The organism is Delftia sp. PX-1 (genome assembly GCF_055797465.1).
In genome coordinates this window covers 5,890,122-5,907,524 of the sequence record NZ_CP184763.1, presented here as the reverse complement: position 1 = coordinate 5,907,524, position 17,403 = coordinate 5,890,122, and the positions used below count along the sequence as shown (strand labels likewise).

16 protein-coding genes are annotated in these 17,403 nt (G+C 66.5%); 11 read left to right on the top strand and 5 right to left on the bottom strand.

What is annotated here, in order from left to right; genetic code table 11:
• The first annotated feature begins 139 nt into the window (after positions 1 to 139).
• From ACN20X_RS26995 to arsC, 6 genes are all read left to right on the top strand, one after another.
• The gene (locus ACN20X_RS26995; RefSeq protein ID WP_313280007.1) at positions 140 to 2,575 is read left to right on the top strand and encodes a TonB-dependent siderophore receptor; all 2,436 of its coding nucleotides are present in this window, start codon (positions 140 to 142) and stop codon (positions 2,573 to 2,575) included.
• A 681-nt stretch (positions 2,576 to 3,256) separates the two neighbouring features.
• Positions 3,257 to 3,580, top strand: a complete 324-nt coding sequence (locus tag ACN20X_RS26990) for an ArsR/SmtB family transcription factor (RefSeq protein ID WP_016445460.1) — start codon at positions 3,257 to 3,259, stop codon at positions 3,578 to 3,580.
• A gap of 12 nt (positions 3,581 to 3,592) precedes the next feature.
• Positions 3,593 to 4,093, top strand: coding sequence for an ArsI/CadI family heavy metal resistance metalloenzyme (locus ACN20X_RS26985; protein WP_016450893.1), 501 nt, complete (start codon positions 3,593 to 3,595; stop codon positions 4,091 to 4,093).
• A 6-nt stretch (positions 4,094 to 4,099) separates the two neighbouring features.
• Positions 4,100 to 4,606, top strand: coding sequence for an arsenate reductase ArsC (locus ACN20X_RS26980; protein ID WP_016445462.1), 507 nt, complete (start codon positions 4,100 to 4,102; stop codon positions 4,604 to 4,606).
• Between the two features lie 54 nt (positions 4,607 to 4,660).
• Positions 4,661 to 5,950 carry an arsenic transporter gene (locus tag ACN20X_RS26975; RefSeq protein ID WP_473210059.1) on the top strand — a complete coding sequence of 430 codons (1,290 nt, stop codon included), beginning with the start codon at positions 4,661 to 4,663 and terminating at the stop codon, positions 5,948 to 5,950.
• Between the two features lie 24 nt (positions 5,951 to 5,974).
• Positions 5,975 to 6,406 (top strand): arsenate reductase (glutaredoxin), encoded by a 432-nt coding sequence (arsC, locus tag ACN20X_RS26970; protein ID WP_016450895.1) that lies wholly within the window; start codon positions 5,975 to 5,977, stop codon positions 6,404 to 6,406.
• 101 nt (positions 6,407 to 6,507) lie between these two features.
• Here the strand turns inward: arsC and ACN20X_RS26965 are convergent, their stop codons facing one another.
• Entirely contained in the window at positions 6,508 to 7,086 is a 579-nt protein-coding gene (locus tag ACN20X_RS26965) for a TetR/AcrR family transcriptional regulator (RefSeq protein ID WP_473210058.1), read from the bottom strand.
• An 84-nt stretch (positions 7,087 to 7,170) separates the two neighbouring features.
• On the opposite strand from ACN20X_RS26965, the gene ACN20X_RS26960 reads away from it, so the two are divergent.
• Complete coding sequence (locus ACN20X_RS26960) at positions 7,171 to 7,638, top strand: nuclear transport factor 2 family protein (protein WP_473210057.1); 468 nt, start codon at positions 7,171 to 7,173, stop codon at positions 7,636 to 7,638.
• A gap of 71 nt (positions 7,639 to 7,709) precedes the next feature.
• On the opposite strand, the gene ACN20X_RS26955 is transcribed toward ACN20X_RS26960, so the two are convergent.
• Both ACN20X_RS26955 and ACN20X_RS26950 read right to left on the bottom strand, forming a co-directional pair.
• Positions 7,710 to 8,036: a DUF4148 domain-containing protein gene (locus ACN20X_RS26955; protein ID WP_016450897.1), complete on the bottom strand. Its 327-nt coding sequence runs from the start codon at positions 8,034 to 8,036 to the stop codon at positions 7,710 to 7,712.
• 140 nt (positions 8,037 to 8,176) lie between these two features.
• On the bottom strand, positions 8,177 to 9,682 hold the full coding sequence (locus ACN20X_RS26950; RefSeq protein WP_473210056.1) for an efflux transporter outer membrane subunit: 1,506 nt from the start codon (positions 9,680 to 9,682) through the stop codon (positions 8,177 to 8,179).
• Positions 9,683 to 9,771: 89 nt separating this feature from the next.
• Between ACN20X_RS26950 and ACN20X_RS26945 the strand changes: the two genes are divergently transcribed.
• From ACN20X_RS26945 to ACN20X_RS26930, 4 genes are all read left to right on the top strand, one after another.
• Positions 9,772 to 10,389, top strand: a complete 618-nt coding sequence (locus tag ACN20X_RS26945; protein WP_016445469.1) for a TetR/AcrR family transcriptional regulator — start codon at positions 9,772 to 9,774, stop codon at positions 10,387 to 10,389.
• A gap of 77 nt (positions 10,390 to 10,466) precedes the next feature.
• Entirely contained in the window at positions 10,467 to 11,675 is a 1,209-nt protein-coding gene (locus tag ACN20X_RS26940; RefSeq protein ID WP_473210055.1) for an efflux RND transporter periplasmic adaptor subunit, read from the top strand.
• Positions 11,668 to 14,736: an efflux RND transporter permease subunit gene (locus ACN20X_RS26935; RefSeq protein ID WP_473210054.1), complete on the top strand. Its 3,069-nt coding sequence runs from the start codon at positions 11,668 to 11,670 to the stop codon at positions 14,734 to 14,736. Before ACN20X_RS26940 ends, ACN20X_RS26935 begins: the two co-directional genes overlap by 8 nt.
• 76 nt (positions 14,737 to 14,812) lie before the next feature.
• Entirely contained in the window at positions 14,813 to 15,397 is a 585-nt protein-coding gene (locus tag ACN20X_RS26930) for a peroxiredoxin (protein ID WP_133073713.1), read from the top strand.
• Between the two features lie 18 nt (positions 15,398 to 15,415).
• Here ACN20X_RS26930 and ACN20X_RS26925 read toward each other — a convergent pair whose 3' ends face one another.
• Positions 15,416 to 15,790 carry a DUF779 domain-containing protein gene (locus tag ACN20X_RS26925; protein ID WP_012207448.1) on the bottom strand — a complete coding sequence of 125 codons (375 nt, stop codon included), beginning with the start codon at positions 15,788 to 15,790 and terminating at the stop codon, positions 15,416 to 15,418.
• Positions 15,791 to 15,857: 67 nt separating this feature from the next.
• A complete protein-coding gene (exaC, locus tag ACN20X_RS26920) occupies positions 15,858 to 17,381 on the bottom strand; it encodes an acetaldehyde dehydrogenase ExaC (RefSeq protein WP_012207447.1) in 1,524 nt (507 codons plus the stop codon).
• Positions 17,382 to 17,403: the final 22 nt, after the last annotated feature.

Below are 17,403 nucleotides of genomic sequence, written 5' to 3'. Positions count from 1 at the left end.
TCGCGGGGCAATGGAGATGAAGCGCTTTTTCCTGCGCCCGCATTCCATTGCCAACCATCCAGGACCGAGGGACACGCACACCATGGGCCATCACCCGACTTTTCGCGCCACACGACTGGCATTTCAACTGCGGCAGGCCTTGCGCCCCGCCGTTCTGGCACTGCCGCTGGTGGCGGTGCTTGCCCCGGCGCAGGCCCACGCACAGGCACAGCCCCACGCCCAGGCAGTGCAGCGCTACGACATTCCTGCCGGGCCGCTGACCGCCACGCTCAATCGCTTTGGTGCCCAGGCGGGCATCCTGCTGTCCTTCTCCACCGCCCAGACCGCAGACAGGACCAGCCCCGGCGTGCAGGGTGATCGAACCGTGGACCAGGCCCTGTCCGCGCTGCTGGCCGGCACGGGCCTGCAGGCCCTGCCGCGCGAGGGCGGCGGCTTTGTGGTGCGACCGTCCCTGGCCGTGGGAACGCCCACCGGCGCGGCCACGCTGGCCGAGGTGCGCGTCACCGCCCAGGCCGAGCGCAGCGCCGTCACCGAGGGCACGCAGTCCTACGCCGCCAGCGAATCGCGGGCCGCCACGGGCCTGTCCCTGTCGCTGCGCGAGACGCCGCAGTCGGTCAGCGTGATCACGCGCCAGCGCATGGACGACCAGGGCATCGTGCTGCAGGAAGACATCGCCCGCCAGACCACGGGCCTGAGCTATGCGCAGTATGGTCCCACGGGCGGCGACACCAACCAGTTCTTCGCGCGGGGCTTTCAGATCAAGAACTTCCAGGTCGATGGCGTCAACCGCCTGTTCAGCGACTACCCGGCCATCTTCCAGACCAGCGACATGGCCATGTTCGACCGCGTCGAAGTCGTGCGCGGCGCCTCGGGGCTGATGAGCGGCGCGGGCACGCCCGGCGCCACCATCAACCTGGTGCGCAAGCTGCCCACGGCCGAGTTCCAGGGCAGCGCCAGGCTCACGGCAGGCTCCTGGGATTTCGCACGTGCCGAGGTGGATCTGTCATCGCCGCTCAACGCCTCCGGATCGGTGCGCGGGCGCATCGTGGCCGTGTCGCAGAACCGCCATTCCAAGGTCGACTACGAGCAGGACCGCAGCCGCTCGCTGTACGGCGTGGTGGAGGCTGACCTGTCGCCGTCCACGCTGGCCACCGTGGGCTTTTCCGCGCAGGACTACGACGCTTCTGGCGTAGGCCGTGGGGGCCGGCCTTTCTTCTACACGGATGGCACGCGCATCGATTGGAGCCGCTCCGCGTCCTCGGGCGCGCGCTGGGCCTCGGCACGGCGGGACTACCGCAGCGTCTTCGCCTCGCTCGAACACCGCATGGCCAGCGACTGGCGCCTGAAGGCCATCTACACGCTCGACCGCAGCAGCTATGACGAGATTCCGGGCTGGACCAATGAACAGCCTGTGGACCGCACCACCGGCGCAGGTGCCGGCCTGTGGGCCGCCTGGTGGACGGGGCGGCCTCGGCAGGACACGCTGGACCTCACGGCTTCCGGTCCCTTCCAGCTGCTGGGACGCCAGCACCAGGCCGCCTTCGGCGCCAGTGTGGCACGCACGCGCAACGACAGCGGCTCGCATGGCCGCTGGGCCTTCCCCGGCTGGGACAACACCATAGACAACCTCTTCACCTGGGATGGCCGCACGCCGGTGCAGCCCGACAACCCGGTACTAGGCCGCAGCGCGGCCGTGGAACGCAGCAGCAGTGCTTACGGATCGCTGCAGCTGCGCCCCACGGACCGGCTGTCCGTCATCGCGGGGGCACGCATCACGAACTGGAAGCGTCGCGACAGCTACACCGATTTCGCCAGCGGCGAGACCAGCGGCAGCGCCATGGCCGAAAACGGCAAGCTCACGCCCTTCGCCGGCCTGGTGCTGGACGTGGGCCGCGATTGGTCGGCCTATGCCAGCTATACCGATATTTTCCAGGCGCAGAGCAGCCTGGACATCCACGGCAAAAAGCTCGATCCCCTACTGGGCCGCAGCTACGAGCTGGGCCTCAAGGGCGAGCTGCTGGACAAGCGCCTGCAGGTGGGCGCCGCCGTCTACCGCCTGCTGCAGGACAACGTGGCCCAGGCCATCACGGGCAGCTACGCGCCCAATGGCGAGCAGGCCTACCGTGCCGTCAAGGGCGCCGAAACGCGTGGCTTCGAGATGGAGATGACCGGCGAAATCCGCCGCCACTGGAACGCCTCCGTCGGCTTTGCCCGCAACATCGCGCGCGACGCCGAGCGCAACCGCCTGAACCCCGAAATCCCGCGCAACACCCTCAAGCTGTTCACCACCTACCGCCTGCCTCACATAGGCCACGGCCTGACCGTGGGCGGCGGCGCGCGCTGGCAAAGCGGCACCTGGAGCGACCTCTCCTTCCTGGGCCTGCCCAACGTCAGCCGTGTCGAGCAGAAAAGCTATGCTGTGGCCGACCTGATGGTGCAATACGCCATCAATCCGAAGCTCACGGTCTCGGCCAACCTCTACAACGTCTTCAACCGCAAGTACCAAGGGGTTTCGACCTCGTCGTACTACGGGGAGGCGCGGAATATGCGCGTGGCGGTGTCTATGAAGTTCTGAAATGTTTTCAGCTGCGCCCCGTGTGAACGTCGTCAGCATCAGTGGATGTGCTGTCCGCCGTTGATGGCGATGTTTGCGAGGGTAGAGCTGTCAGGGTGTCATGGCGAGCCTGGCCGTCCATCCGTGTTTCGGGACTGCAAGTTTGAGTGGGGGTGAGACGATCATTGGCACGGGGCGAGCGCCCGGAGAATGTCCTAGCCTTCGAGTAGCCCCACCATTTGGGCCAGCGCTTGTCGCAGGGGCTAAGGACTGCTTGGCGCCATGCAGCGTGAGTTCGCCCGGCGGCGGGGGGCGGCAGCTGCCGAGGCAAAGCCGACACCGACAGGCCAGCGACAAACGACTGCAACGGGTCGGTAGCTGCCACACAAGAGCCCATGGCAACCCGCGACGCCGCCGCACATCGGCCCTGAGCCCTTGCGCCTCGGCCGATAGCTCGTTCCTGAGCCTTGCTGGCCAAAAAAACTAAAGTGCAGTGGCGCGTTTTCCGTACAGACGAAAGTTCAGTGGCGCATCTCTCTAAAGATCGATGGCGCATGGCTTGCGAGGACGTGAGAAATCAACGAGTTATCTGCGTGACGCGCGGCGTGTTCAGTGGCGTTCCGCACGGAGCTTGCGCAATGGATCCGCACGGCCGCTCTCATTTTTTTAACAATAATTCAACAATAGTTGTATTATTGATGCATGCAAGAAACCCAAGTCATCCGATCGCTTTCGGCCCTGGCCCATGAAGCGCGCCTGCGCGTTTTCCGCGCCCTGGTAGTCGCCGGCCCTGCGGGGCTTACGCCCAGCGCCTTGGCCGAACAGTTGGGTATCGCACCCAACGCGCTGTCGTTCCACCTCAAGGAGCTGTCCCATGCCGAGCTGGTCAGCCAGGAGCGCCTGGGCCGCAATGTGCTGTACCGGGCGTCCTTTGCGGCGATGAACGACCTGCTCGCCTACCTCACCGAAAACTGCTGCCAGGGCGCCGCATGCGCCACGGTGGATGCCTTGCCCTGCAACTGCTGAACGGAGTCCACGATGAAACGCTTCCATGTCCATATGCACGTCGACGATCTGGCCAAGAACATCGCGTTCTATTCCCAGCTGTTTGGTGCCGAGCCCGCCCGCGTGGAAAGCGACTACGCGAAGTGGATGCTGGATGAGCCCCGGGTGAACTTCGCCATTTCGACGCGAGGCGAGAAAGCCGGCCTGGACCACCTGGGCTTCCAAGTGGATGAGGCCGAGGAGCTGGATGCGCTCAAGGCACGCGCCAGGGCCGCCGACCTGGCGATGCTCGACGAAGGCGCCACCACCTGCTGCTATGCACGCAGCGACAAGCACTGGATCACCGATCCCCAGGGGATTGCCTGGGAGCACTTTCATTCGCTGGAGAACATTCCCGTGTTTCACGAGGCCCCTGATGCAGCTGTCGGAGCCAGCGGCGCGTGCTGCGCGCCGACGGCCCCGCGCCAGGCGGCCGCATCTGCCTGCTGCGCCCCAGGCACCGCAGCTGCCTCTTCCTCCACGTCCTGCTGCTAAGCCACCATGTCTGATTCCATCACCCCCCTGAATGTCCTGTTCCTGTGCACTCACAACTCGGCGCGCAGCATCCTGGCCGAAGCTTTGCTCAACGACATGGGCAATGGGCGCTTCAAAGCGTATTCGGCCGGCAGCAGCCCCCGCGCGAATCAGCAGCCCAATCCCTTGAGCTTGCAGGTGCTGCAACGTGCCGGCGTATCTGTGCAGGGGCTGCGCAGCAAGAGTTGGGATGAGTTCGCGGCTCCGCAGGCGCCGCAGATGGACCTGATCATCACCGTCTGCGACAACGCAGCTGGCGAGGTCTGCCCGATCTGGCCCGGCCACCCCGCCACCGCCCACTGGGGATACGCCGATCCCTCGCAGGGAGACGCATCTGAAGAGGTCAAGCTGGAAGCATTCCGACAGACTCTGCACATGATGCGTCGTCGTCTGGAGCTGCTGGTCAACCTGCCCGACGACAAGCTGGAAAAGGCAAGGCTGCAGGGCACCGCCCGCGAACTGGCCTCCCACTGACGCCCCCCTTCGTCCACGAATGCGCGCCTTCTGAAACCCGAATCTCCCAGCACCATGCTCATGGCAGTCCTGATCTTCATCTCCACCCTTGTGCTGGTTATCTGGCAGCCGCGCGGCCTGGGCATTGGCTGGAGCGCCTCGCTGGGCGCGGTCGTTGCCCTGCTGGCCGGCGTGGTGCATCTTTCCGACATTCCAGTGGTCTGGGGCATCGTGTGGAATGCGACCGCCACCTTTGTAGCCGTCATCATCATCAGCCTGCTGCTTGACGAGGCCGGCTTCTTCGAATGGGCCGCGCTGCACTTCGCACGCTGGGGCGGCGGCCGGGGCAGCAAGCTGTTCGCGTTCATCGTGCTGCTGGGTGCGGCTGTGTCCGCCTTGTTCGCCAATGACGGCGCCGCCCTGATTCTCACGCCCATCGTGATGGCCATGCTCGTGGCGCTGGGCTTTTCGCCCTCCGCCACGCTGGCATTCGTCATGGCGGCAGGCTTCATCGCCGACACGGCCAGCCTGCCGCTGATCGTCTCCAACCTGGTCAACATCGTCTCGGCCGACTTTTTCAACATCGGCTTCAACGAATACGCCTCGGTAATGGTGCCGGTCAATCTTGCCTCGGTGCTGGCCAGCCTCGCCATGCTGATGCTGTTCTTTCGGCGCGGCATTCCTGCAACCTATGACCTGGCCCAGCTCAGGCGCCCGGCCGATGCGATCCGCGATCCGGCGACCTTTCGCGCGGGCTGGGTGGTCCTGGTCCTGCTGTTGGTCGGCTTCTTCGGGCTGGAGCCGCTGGGCGTGCCTGTCAGCGCGGTCGCGGCCGCAGGTGCCGCCCTGCTGCTGGCCGTGGCGGCACGCGGCTGCGTCATCAGCACCCGCAAGGTACTGCATGGCGCGCCGTGGCAGATCGTCGTGTTCTCGCTGGGCATGTATCTGGTGGTCTACGGATTGCGCAATGCCGGGCTGATCACCTCTATCGCATCCGTTCTGGACCGCTTTGCCCAAGGCGGCGTCTGGGGCGCAGCCATCGGCACGGGGGTGCTCTCGGCCCTGCTGTCGTCTGTGATGAACAACATGCCCACCGTGCTGGTGGGTGCGCTGTCGATCGATGCCTCCAGTGCCACCGGCGTGGTCAGGGATGCCATGGTCTACGCCAACGTGATCGGCTGCGACCTGGGCCCGAAGATTGCGCCCATCGGTAGCCTGGCCACGCTGCTGTGGCTGCACGTGCTGGCCAGCAAAGGCATGACCATCGGATGGGGCTACTACTTCAGGGTCGGTACGGTTTTGACGGCCCCCGTGCTGCTCATCACGCTTGCCGCCCTTGCGCTGCGCCTGAGCGTGGCTGCCTGAATTCCCTCACAGAACCCATCTGCCATGAGCACCATCACGATCTATCACAACCCCGCCTGCGGCACATCGCGCAACGTGCTGGCCCTGATCCGCAACAGCGGCGAGGAGCCCGCCGTCATCGAATACCTCAAGACACCGCCCGACCGGGCCACGCTGGAGCGGCTGCTGGCGGACCTGGCCCTGCCTGTGCGGGAGGTTCTGCGGCAAAAAGGTACGCCGTATGACGAGATGGGCCTGGGCGACCCGGAATGGACCGATGCCCAGCTGATCGACGCCATGCTCCGGCACCCTATCCTCATCAATCGCCCCATTGTGGTGACGCCACTGGGCACGCGCCTGTGCCGGCCATCCGAGGTGGTGCTGGACATACTGCCGCGTCCCCAGCAAGGGGCATTCTCCAAGGAGGACGGCGAAGCCGTCATCGACGCGGCAGGACAGCGTGTGGCAAAGCACTGACTTGCCAGATCCGGCCCCTGCGTGGCCAAAGGTGGCGAGGCAGCAACGACCTGCCGCTGTGGCGCGCCGAAGCCTCAGCGGCGCCCCGCTCCTGAGCCTCCTCAAGACCCTGGGCGGCTCACAACCCCCTTGGCCGCTGCCTTGAAGTTCTCCATGACTTCATCGATTGGCTGACCCATCTGCGCATGGACGATGGCGCCATCCGCCACCAGGGTGAGCGCAGCGCCCACGGACACGGAACGGCCACCGAACAGGCGATCCAGCACGGACGACATTTCCTGCTTGTGCCGACGGACCGTCGCCAGGATCTCAGGGTCGGACGAGCCCAGTTCGGCAGCGGCATTGAGAAAGGCGCAGCCCCGAAAGTCGGGCTGGCCGAACCAGCTCCTGAGGGTGGTGGACAGGGCATCCAACGCTGACGAGCCCCCGGCGGCCTCCTGCGCCAGGCTGGCCTGGAACCAGGAAATCCACCGTTCATGGCGGTAGTCGAGGTACGCCCGGATCAGGTCGTCCTTGCTGGCGTACTGGCGGTAGAAGGTGACTTTGCTGACCGACGACCGCTCGATGATCCGGTCCACGCCCGTGGCCCGGATGCCCTCTGCGTAGAAAAGGCCATGGGCTGCCACCAGGATGCGCTCGCGGGGCGGCAGTGACTCGAGAGATGGCTGGGAAGTTTTCATGAAGACATTGTAGACAGATCGTTCCACATCCGTTAGAGTGGTGCATGTAGACAGATCGTTCTACATCTTTTCAAAGGTCACATCATGGAAACTCGCCCACCCCTGCCCCCGTTCTCTCTCGCAAGCGCCGTCCAAAAGGTCCGTTTGGCCGAGGATGGATGGAACACACGCGATGCGGCCAAGGTCGCGATGGCCTATACCCCCGACACGAAATGGCGCAACCGGGCGGAGTTCGCCAACAGTCGCGCCGAGGCCCAGGCCCTTCTTGAGAGGAAGTGGAAGAAGGAGCTGGACTACCGGCTGATCAAGGAGCTTTGGCTGTACGCGGAAAACCGGATCGCAGTCCGCTACGCCTATGAGTGGCACGACGATGCCGGGAACTGGTTCCGGTCGTACGGCAACGAGAACTGGGAATTCGAGGCCGACGGTCTCATGCGCCGGCGCTTCGCATGCATCAACGACATGCCCATCCAGGGATCGGAGCGCAAGTTCCACTGGCCGCTGGGGCGTCGCCCCGATGACCACCCCGGTCTGTCCGACCTGGGCCTGTAGGCAAAGCCCCGGGCCACGTCCCCAGGCAGCCAGCCGCTGCCGCGATGGCCTGGGCGGGAAGGCGCTCCGCCTTACCGACTCAGCGCCTTGCGGACCTCCGCCTGGAACGCCTCGCTGTTGCGAAGGCGCAGGTACTCCTGGTATGCGGCCCGATATTCCTGCGTTTCGACTCCGTAGGAGATCGATATCTCCGCATGGCGGTCCAATCCGGCGCGGCGCCAGAGTGCGAGATCGGCGATGACTTCGGCGCGGGAAAGCGCTGCGTCCGATGTGGCTGCCGAGGCGTCTTGCGGCTGCGAATGGGCTGCGAAGCAGCTTGAGAAGGCGATGGCCGCAAGCGCCGGCTTCAGGATGCGTGCGGCTGCAGCAACGGTGGGGGAGGGGGTTGTGTTTGGCATGGTTTGACGGATGGGGGTGGGTGGAGCCGGGCCATGGCTTGGGCCGCCCGCGTCGGCAGGGCGCCTGGGCCGCATGTCCCGCAGGGGTGTTCGGTTGCTTTGCTGTGTGGAAAGGGGGCTCCTTTCGGGAAGTGGCAGGTTCAGGGGGCAACGCTGGCGGGAAGACCGTGGCTGGCGGCCGCCAACGCCCTGGAAGGCAGGGGCTCCGGCGTCCAGCCGCCGCCCAGCGCCTTGAAGATCGCCACCGTCGAGCGCGCCGACTCCATCCGGGCCTGCGCCTGTGCATCCAGCACGCCCAGCAGGCTTTCATCTGCCTGCAGCACCTCGATCAGGCTGACCACGCCCTTGTCGTAGGCGGCGCCTGCGGCCTGCCGGGCCCGCGTGAGCGCATCCGCGCCCCTGGCGAGCACGGCCATCAGCTCCTGTCGCCTGTCCAGCGAGACCAGGGCGTTCTCCACTTCTTCCGTGGCGCGCAGTACCGACTGCCGGTAGGCGGCAAGGCTTTCCGCCTCCTGTGCCTGCGCCTGGTGGATCTGGGCGTTGATGCGACCGAAGTCGAACAGCCGCCAGCGCAGGCCGCCCACAACGCTGGCCTGCGATGCGCCGGCGCTGAAGAGATTGCCCGCGGAGATGGAGGTGGCGCTGCCGATCAGGCCGCTGATCGACAGCTTCGGGTAGTACTCGGCGATCGCCACGCCGATGCGTGCGTTCGACGCTGCCAGGCGCCGCTCCGCCGCGATGAGGTCCGGGCGTCGCCGCAGCAGATCGCCGGGCGCCTCCGCCAGGGAAAGGGTTGGCAGCACGGGGACCGGGCGGGGATCGGCCAGTTCGGCCCGGTGCGTGCCGGGTGCCGTGGCCAGCATCACGTCCATGGCGTTGAGGGCGGCCTTGAGCGCGTTCTCCAGCGGCGGGATGGTTGCTTGCGCCCGCGCAAGTGCCCCCTCGACCTGGCGCAGCTGAAGCTCGGGTGCCAGGCCCTTGTTCCACCGCAGTTCGACGATGGAGCGAAGTTGCTGCTGGGTCCGCACCTGCGAGCGTGCCACTGCCAGCCGCGCCTGCAGGCCGCGAATCTGGATATAGGTGTCCGCAGTCTGGGCGGCCACCGCGAGCCGCACGGCGGTGGCGCCGGCTTCCGATGCCTGGTACTCGGCCAGGGAAGCCTGCCGGGCCCTGCGCAGGCCACCGAAGAGATCAAGCTCCCAGCTGGCTCCGAGGTTGGCCTCCTGGGCGCTGCCGTAGCGATCGAATCCCGGCATGGAGTCGAGCACCCGGCCCAGCGGAGTCTCGACCGACTGATAGCTCCTGGCTGTTTGCGCCGAGACCTGGGCCGACGGCCGCAACGCAGCTGCCGCCGCGTCCAGCCCGGCGCGTGCCTGAAGCACGCGGCCAGCGGCCTGGGCAACATCCAGGTTCTGCTGCAGTGCCGCCGTGACGAGGCGCGCCATTTGCGCATCGCCAAAGGCTGCCCACCAGGCTGCAAGGTCCGTGGGGGAGTCCGGCGAGGGAGGCTTGCCCTCACCCAGAACGCGGCCCCCCATGTAGGCCTGGGGCAGGGCCGTGGCGGGCGGCTGGTAGTCAGGGCCTACCGCACACCCTGCACAAAGGCTGGCGAGCATCAGAAAAACGGGGGCGGCAAGACGCGGCATGTTCAACAGTCAGAAGCGTGGCGACGCTGTGACTATATTCCAAAATGGTCACTTGCATAGTATTTTTTTGATGGAGTAAGCTAGGCCGCATGAGCACCACCAACGTCTATCCGACCTCTGCGCGCGGCCCGGTCGAACACGATGTCCGGCAACAGATCGTGACTGCGGCGAAAGAGCATTTCAGCCGCTACGGCTACGAGAAAACCACGGTGTCCGACCTTGCCAAGGCCATCGGCTTTTCCAAGGCCTACATCTACAAGTTCTTCGAGTCCAAGCAGGTCATCGGCGAGATGATCTGTTCCAACTGCCTGATGGAGATGGAGGCGGAGATCCGCCAGGCCGTCGCCAGCACGGATGCGCCTCCCGAGCAGCTGCGGCGCCTGTTCAAGGCGATCGTCGCTGCCACGCTGCGGCTTTTCTCCGAGGACCGCAAGCTGTACGAGATCGCCATTTCGGCGTCGGCCGAGCGCTGGCAGGCAGCGCAGGCCTATGAGGAACGCATGCATCAGCTGCTGCTGCAGGTGCTCGACGCCGGGCGCCAGCGGGGCGATTTCGAGCGCAAGACGCCGCTGGATGAAACCGGGCGCGCCATCTTCCTGGTCATGCTCCCCTATCTGAACCCGGTGATGCTGCAGCACAGCCTCGACCATGCGGACGAGGCGCCCGCACAACTGGCCGGATTGGTGCTGAGAAGCCTGTCGCCCTAAATCCTGCAATTGTGACCATTGACATAAATGGTCACTAATCACAGAATCGGGTCCTGCTCATTGATCGGGACCCCCTCATGCTTCGGCACCGCCATCTGTCCATCGCCGCTGTCGGCGCACTGTCACTTGCACTCGCAGCCTGCGGCAAAAGCCCGCCGCCGGATCCGCGCACCCAGCCACCCCTCGTTCGCACCACCCTGGTAGCGCCAGGCAATGCTTCCGAGCGCGTCTTCACCGGCACCATCGCGGCCAGGGTGCAGGGCGATCTTGGATTTCGCGTGGCCGGCAAGGTGCTCGAGCGCCTGGTGGATACAGGCCAGACGGTCAGGCGCGGCCAGGCATTGCTGCGCCTCGACCCGGTGGACCTGAAGCTGGCCGCCCATGCCCAGCAGGAGGCCGTCGCAGCCGCCAGGGCACGGGCCCAGCAGGCCAGCGACGAGGAGCAGCGCTACCGGGACCTGCAGGGAACGGGTGCCGTTTCGGCCTTGGCCCATGAACAGATCAAGGCGGCCGCGGATGCCGCCCGCGCCCAGCTCAGGGCGGCCGAAGCGCAGGCCGCCGCAGCGCTGAACGCCAGCCGCTACGCCGAACTGCTGGCCGATGCCGATGGCATCGTGATGGAAACACTTGCCGAGCCTGGCCAGGTCGTCAGTGCCGGCCAGGTGGTCGTGCGCCTCGCCCATGCCGGCAGGCGCGAAGCGGTCGTCCAGTTGCCCGAGACACTGCGGCCCGCGCTGGGCTCGGCGGCCCAGGCCCGCCTGTTCGGCAGGGAGGATGTGGTCATCCCCGCCAGACTGCGCCAGCTGTCCGATGTGGCCGACCGGGCCACCCGCACCTTTGAGGCCCGCTATGTGCTGGACGCCGGCGCGGCGGCCAGCGCTCCGCTGGGCAGCACGGTCACGCTCAGGATTGGCGGGACATCGACATCGACATCGACATCGACATCGACATCGACAGCGACGGCCGGCAAGGCAACCCTGCAGGTCCCCATCGGCGCCATCCTCGATGAGGGCAAGGGCGCCGCTGTCTGGGTGGTGCAGGGCGATCAGGTCAGGCGCCAGCCCGTCACCGTGGTTCAGGTGCAGGACGGCAATGCCCAGGTGGTGGGTGCGCTCGACCAGGGGGACCGGATCGTCGCGCTCGGCGCGCATTTGCTGAGCGAGGGCGCGCAGGTGCGACTGGACAGCGAGGTGCCGGCGCCTTCAACGGCAACAACGGCAACAACGGCAACAACGGCAACAACGTCCACGGCGTCCTCCGTGTCCACGGGAGCGTCCCGTGAGTGAAGGCCGTTTCAACCTGTCGGCGCTTGCCGTCCGTGAGCGCTCCATCACGCTGTTCCTGATCCTGCTGATTTCGCTGACGGGTGTCTTTGCCTTCCTGAAGCTGGGCCGGGCGGAAGATCCGGCCTTCACCGTCAAGGTCATGACCATCATCACGGCCTGGCCTGGCGCCACCCCGCAGGAAATGCAGGACCAGGTGGCAGAGAAGCTGGAAAAGCGCCTGCAGGAGCTGCGCTGGTATGACCGCACCGAAACCTTCGTCAGGCCGGGGCTGGCCTTCACCACGCTGACCCTGCTCGACTCCACGCCCCCCGGCGAGGTGCAGGAGGAGTTCTACCAGGCCCGCAAGAAGCTCGGTGACGAGGCCCGCAACCTGCCGACGGGCGTGATCGGTCCGATGGTGAACGACGAGTACGCCGACGTGACCTTTGCGATCTACGCCCTCAAGGCGCGCGGCGAGGAGCCCCGGGCGCTGGTGCGCGATGCCGAAGCCTTGCGCCAGCGTCTTTTGCATGTGCCGGGCGTCAAGAAGGTCAACATCGTCGGCGAGCAATCCGAGCGGATCTACGTGGAGTTCTCGCACGAGCGCCTGGCCACGCTGGGCATCAGTCCGCAGGACGTCTTCGCGGCATTGAACAACCAGAACGCCCTCACCCCTGCCGGGTCGGTGGAGACCCAGGGACCGCAGGTGTTCATCCGCATCGACGGGGCGTTCGACGCGCTGCAGAAGATTCGCGACACGCCCATCGTGGCCCAGGGCCGCACGGTCAAGCTGTCCGACATCGCCACCGTCCAGCGCGGCTACGAAGACCCCTCGACCTTCATCATCCGCAACGGTGCGGAGCCGGCCTTGCTGCTGGGCGTCGTCATGCGCGACGGCTGGAACGGGCTGGACCTGGGCAAGGCGCTGGACAGGGAGGTGGGCGCCATCAACGCAGACATGCCGCTGGGCATGGGCCTGAGCAAGGTGACGGACCAGGCCGTGAACATCAGCGCCGCCGTCGATGAGTTCATGCTCAAGTTCCTGGCCGCGCTGCTGGTCGTGCTGGTGGTGTGCTTCGCCAGCATGGGCTGGCGCGTTGGCGTGGTGGTGGCTGCGGCCGTGCCGCTGACGCTGGCGGCCGTGTTCATCATCATGGCCGCCACGGGAAAGAATTTCGACCGCATCACGCTCGGCTCGCTGATCCTTGCGCTGGGCCTGCTGGTGGACGACGCCATCATCGCCATCGAGATGATGGTGGTGAAGATGGAGGAGGGCTACGACCGCGTGGCCGCGTCCGCCTACGCCTGGAGCCATACCGCGGCGCCCATGCTGTCCGGAACGCTGGTGACGGCGGTGGGCTTCATGCCCAACGGGTTCGCCCGCTCCGCTGCAGGCGAGTACACCAGCAACATGTTCTGGATCGTCGGCATCGCGCTCATCGCGTCCTGGGTGGTGGCCGTGGTGTTCACGCCCTATCTGGGCGTGAAGATGCTGCCCCCTCTCAAGAAGGTCGAAGGCGGACATGCGGCGATGTATGGCACGCCCCGCTACGAGCGCCTGCGGCGCGTGCTGGGCAAGGTGATCGCCCGCAAGGGCATGGTGGCCGCAGTCGTGGGCGGGCTCATGGTGGCTTCCGTGCTGGGCATGTCCATCGTGAAGAAGCAGTTCTTTCCCATCTCCGACCGGCCCGAGGTGATGGTCGAGGTGCAGATGCCCTACGGCACCTCCATCGGCCAGACGAGCGAGACCACCCGCACGGTGGAAACCTGGCTGCTGCAGCAGCCCGAATCGGAGATCGTGACCGCCTATATCGGCCAGGGCGCACCACGCTTTTTTCTGGCCATCTCGCCTGAGCTGCCCGACCCGTCGTTCGCCAAGATCGTCGTGCGCACCGCCAACCAGGCGCAGCGCGACGCGCTCAAGCTCAGGCTGCGCGAGGCCATCGCCCAGGGACTGGCCCCGCAGGCGCAGGTGCGCGCATCGCAGATCGTGTTCGGGCCGTACTCCCCGTTCCCCGTGGCGTATCGCGTCTCCGGCCCCGACCCGCAGCGGCTGCGCGACATTGCCGGCCAGGTGCACCAGGTGCTGCACGACAGCCCGATGATGCGGACCGTGAACTCCGACTGGGGCGTGCGCACCCCTGTCATGCGCTTCACCCTGGACCAGGACCGGCTGCAGGCCATGGGCCTGACCTCCGCGGCAGTCGCGCAGCAGCTGCAATTCCTGCTCAGCGGCGTGCCCGTGACCACCGTGCGCGAGGACATCCGCACCGTGCAGGTGATGGCGCGTTCTGCGGGCGGCACCCGCCACGATGTGGCCAGGGTCGGCGACTTCACGCTCACCAACGCCACTGGCCAGCGCATACCGCTGTCGCAGCTGGGCGAGGTCACCGTGCAGATGGAGGAGCCCGTCATGCGCCGCCGCGACCGCATGCCCACCATCACGGTCCGCGGTGATATCGATGACAGCCTGCAGCCGCCCGATGTCTCGGCGGCCATCACCCGGCAGCTGGAGCCCATCAGGAAGGCGTTGCCTGCGGGCTACCGCATCGACGAGGCCGGCTCCATCGAGGAATCCGGCAAGGCCATGACGGCCATGCTGCCCCTGTTCCCGGTCATGATCGCCATCACGCTGATCATCATCATCTTGCAGGTGCGGTCGATATCGGCCATGGTCATGGTGTTCCTGACCAGCCCCCTGGGATTGATCGGCGTGGTGCCGACGCTGATCGTCTTTCAGCAGCCATTCGGCATCAATGCACTGGTGGGGCTGATCGCGCTGTCGGGCATCCTGATGCGCAACACGCTGATCCTGATCGGGCAGATCCAGCACAACGAGCAGGAGGGACTTGCGCCGTTCCAGGCGGTGGTGGAGGCCACCGTCCAGCGCGCCCGGCCCGTGATCCTGACCGCGCTGGCGGCGATCCTGGCCTTCATCCCGCTGACCCAATCGGTGTTCTGGGGAACGTTGGCCTATACGCTGATCGGCGGCACGCTGGCCGGCACGGTGCTGACGCTGGTCTTCCTGCCCGCCATGTACTCGATCTGGTTCAGGATCAGGCCCGGCGAATCCCCGCGCTGATCCACGGCAAATGCGCCAGCGGCCCGGGCCGATTGGCCACAATGGCGCATCCCGTTCCAGGCTCAGGAGGCCATGCATGTCCGATATCCGCTGCGGCGATTCCACCCAACATCGCACCTCTTGGGGCCGCTGCGCGCGCGCCGCCGCACCCGTGCTGGCGGCGCTGCTGCTGTCGCCGCTGGCCCAGGCAGCGCTCAAGGTGGGCGACACCGCGCCGCGCTTCACCACGCCGGCTGCGGTGGCGGGCAAGGCCTTCGATTTCGACATGGCCGCCACGCTCAGGAAGGGGCCGGTGGTGCTGTATTTCTTCCCCAAGGCCTTCACGCAGGGCTGCACCATGGAAGCCCACGCCTTTGCCGAGGCCACGCCGCGTTTCGCGGCCATGGGCGCCACGGTGGTGGGCATGTCGCATGACGACATCGATACGCTCAAGCGCTTTTCCACCGAGGCCTGCCGTGACCAGTTCGCCGTGGCATCGGACCCGCAGGCGCAGACCATCCGCGCCTACGACGCCTCGGCCGCCGCCAACCCCCAGCGCGCCGACCGCATCTCCTACGTGATCGGGCAGGACGGCAAGGTGCGCTTCGTGCACATGGGCTCGGACCCGGACGAGCATGTGCGCCAGACCGAGGCCGCGGTCAAGCGGCTGACCGGAAAGTAGTCCGCCGCGCGGCCCCTGTCAGGGGCCGTTGCCCTCGCTGGCCAGGATCTCGGCGTATTCCTCGTCCGTGAACAGCCTGGAGCGTGTGTGGAAGGCCTTGCCCGTGCTGCCCTCCAGCGAGAAGGTGCCGCCCTGGCCCTCGATCACGTCGAGGATGAGCTGGGTGTGCTTCCAGTATTCGTACTGCGACTTGCCGATGTAGAAGGGCGCGCCGCCCACCTGGCCCAGCAGCACGTCCTGGGCGCCTATCGTCAGCTCGCCGGGCAGGTAGCAGTTGGCGGCGCTGTTGTCGCAGCAGCCGCCGGACTGGTGGAAGAACACCGGCCCGTGCTGCGCCTGCAGGTCGGCGATCAGCGCCAGCGCGGCGTCGGTGGCAATCACTTTGTCAACCATGGGTTGGTCCTTTCCTGGACGGCCGGCCGCGCTGCGCGCCGCCGGCCGCATTCACCTGGGAAGAACTTCAGAAGAAGCCCAGCTTGTTCTCGCTGTAGCTGACCAGCAGGTTCTTGGTCTGCTGGTAGTGGTCCAGCATCATCTTGTGGGTCTCGCGGCCGATGCCCGATTCCTTGTAGCCGCCAAAGGCCGCGTGCGCCGGGTAGGCGTGGTAGCAGTTGGTCCACACGCGCCCGGCCTTGATGGCGCGGCCCATGCGGTAGGCCACGTTGCCGTTGCGGCTCCACACGCCCGCGCCCAGGCCGTAGAGCGTGTCGTTGGCAATGGCCAGGGCCTCGGCCTCGTCCTTGAAGGTGGTCACAGCCAGCACGGGGCCGAAGATTTCCTCCTGGAAGATGCGCATCTTGTTGTGGCCCTTGAACAGCGTGGGCTGCACGTAGTAGCCGCCTTCCAGGTCGCCGCCCAGATGGGCCTGGCCGCCGCCGGCCAGCACCTCGGCGCCCTCCTGCTTGCCCAGGTCCAGGTACGACAGGATCTTGGTGAGCTGCTCCTTGGACGCCTGCGCGCCCATCATGCTGTCGGTGTCCAGCGGGTTGGCATGCCGGATGGCGGCCACGCGCTGGAGCACGCGCTCCATGAAGCGGTCGTAGATGCTTTCGTGGATCAGCGCGCGGCTGGGGCAGGTGCAGACCTCGCCCTGGTTGAAGGCGAACAGCACCAGCCCTTCGACGGCCTTGTCGAGGAAGGCATCGTCCTTGTCCATCACATCGGCGAAGAAGATGTTGGGCGACTTGCCGCCCAGCTCCAGCGTGGCAGGGATCAGGTTGTTGGCGGCGGCCTGGGCGATCACGCGGCCCGTGGAGGTGGAACCCGTGAAGGCGATCTTGGCGATGCGCTTGCTGGTGGCCAGCGGCATGCCGGCCTCGCGGCCGAAGCCGTTCACGATGTTGAGCACGCCGGGCGGCAGCAGGTCGGCAATGAGCTCGGCCAGGATCAGGATGCTGATGGGCGTGGACTCGGCCGGCTTGAGCACCACGCAGTTGCCCGCGCCCAGCGCGGGCGCCAGCTTCCAGGCCGCCATGAGGATGGGAAAGTTCCAGGGAATGATCTGGCCCACCACGCCCAGCGGCTCCTGGATGTGATAGGCCACCGTGGTCTCGTCGATATGGCTGAGCGCGCCTTCCTGGGCGCGCACGCAGCCCGCGAAATAGCGGAAATGGTCCACGGTCAGCGGGATGTCTGCATTCAGCGTCTCGCGGATGGCCTTGCCGTTGTCCACGGTCTCGGCATAGGCGAGCAGCTCCAGGTTGGCCTCGATGCGGTCGGCGATCTTCAGCAGGACGTTCGCACGCTCGGCCGCGCTGGTGCGGCCCCAGGCGTCGCTGGCGGCATGGGCGGCGTCCAGCGCCAGTTCGATGTCCTCGGCCGTGGAGCGCGCGGCGCGGGTGTAGACCTTGCCGCTGATGGGGGTGACCACGTCGAAGTACTGCTCCTTGACCGGAGGTACGAACCTGCCGCCGATGAAGTTGTCGTAGCGGGCCTTGTAGGCGATCTTGGCGCCAGCGGCGCCGGGTGCTGCGTAGACGGTCATGCTGCTTGTCTCCTGAGGATGC

Coding starts and splice junctions, on each gene's coding strand:
- ACN20X_RS26990 (WP_016445460.1), top strand. CDS start 3,257: ATGCAAGAAACCCAAGTCATCCGATCGCTTTCGGCCCTGGCCCATGAA.
- ACN20X_RS26985 (WP_016450893.1), top strand. CDS start 3,593: ATGAAACGCTTCCATGTCCATATGCACGTCGACGATCTGGCCAAGAAC.
- ACN20X_RS26980 (WP_016445462.1), top strand. CDS start 4,100: ATGTCTGATTCCATCACCCCCCTGAATGTCCTGTTCCTGTGCACTCAC.
- ACN20X_RS26975 (WP_473210059.1), top strand. CDS start 4,661: ATGCTCATGGCAGTCCTGATCTTCATCTCCACCCTTGTGCTGGTTATC.
- arsC (WP_016450895.1), top strand. CDS start 5,975: ATGAGCACCATCACGATCTATCACAACCCCGCCTGCGGCACATCGCGC.
- ACN20X_RS26965 (WP_473210058.1), bottom strand. CDS start 7,086: ATGAAAACTTCCCAGCCATCTCTCGAGTCACTGCCGCCCCGCGAGCGC.
- ACN20X_RS26960 (WP_473210057.1), top strand. CDS start 7,171: ATGGAAACTCGCCCACCCCTGCCCCCGTTCTCTCTCGCAAGCGCCGTC.
- ACN20X_RS26955 (WP_016450897.1), bottom strand. CDS start 8,036: ATGCCAAACACAACCCCCTCCCCCACCGTTGCTGCAGCCGCACGCATC.
- ACN20X_RS26950 (WP_473210056.1), bottom strand. CDS start 9,682: ATGCCGCGTCTTGCCGCCCCCGTTTTTCTGATGCTCGCCAGCCTTTGT.
- ACN20X_RS26945 (WP_016445469.1), top strand. CDS start 9,772: ATGAGCACCACCAACGTCTATCCGACCTCTGCGCGCGGCCCGGTCGAA.
- ACN20X_RS26940 (WP_473210055.1), top strand. CDS start 10,467: ATGCTTCGGCACCGCCATCTGTCCATCGCCGCTGTCGGCGCACTGTCA.
- ACN20X_RS26930 (WP_133073713.1), top strand. CDS start 14,813: ATGTCCGATATCCGCTGCGGCGATTCCACCCAACATCGCACCTCTTGG.
- ACN20X_RS26925 (WP_012207448.1), bottom strand. CDS start 15,790: ATGGTTGACAAAGTGATTGCCACCGACGCCGCGCTGGCGCTGATCGCC.
- exaC (WP_012207447.1), bottom strand. CDS start 17,381: ATGACCGTCTACGCAGCACCCGGCGCCGCTGGCGCCAAGATCGCCTAC.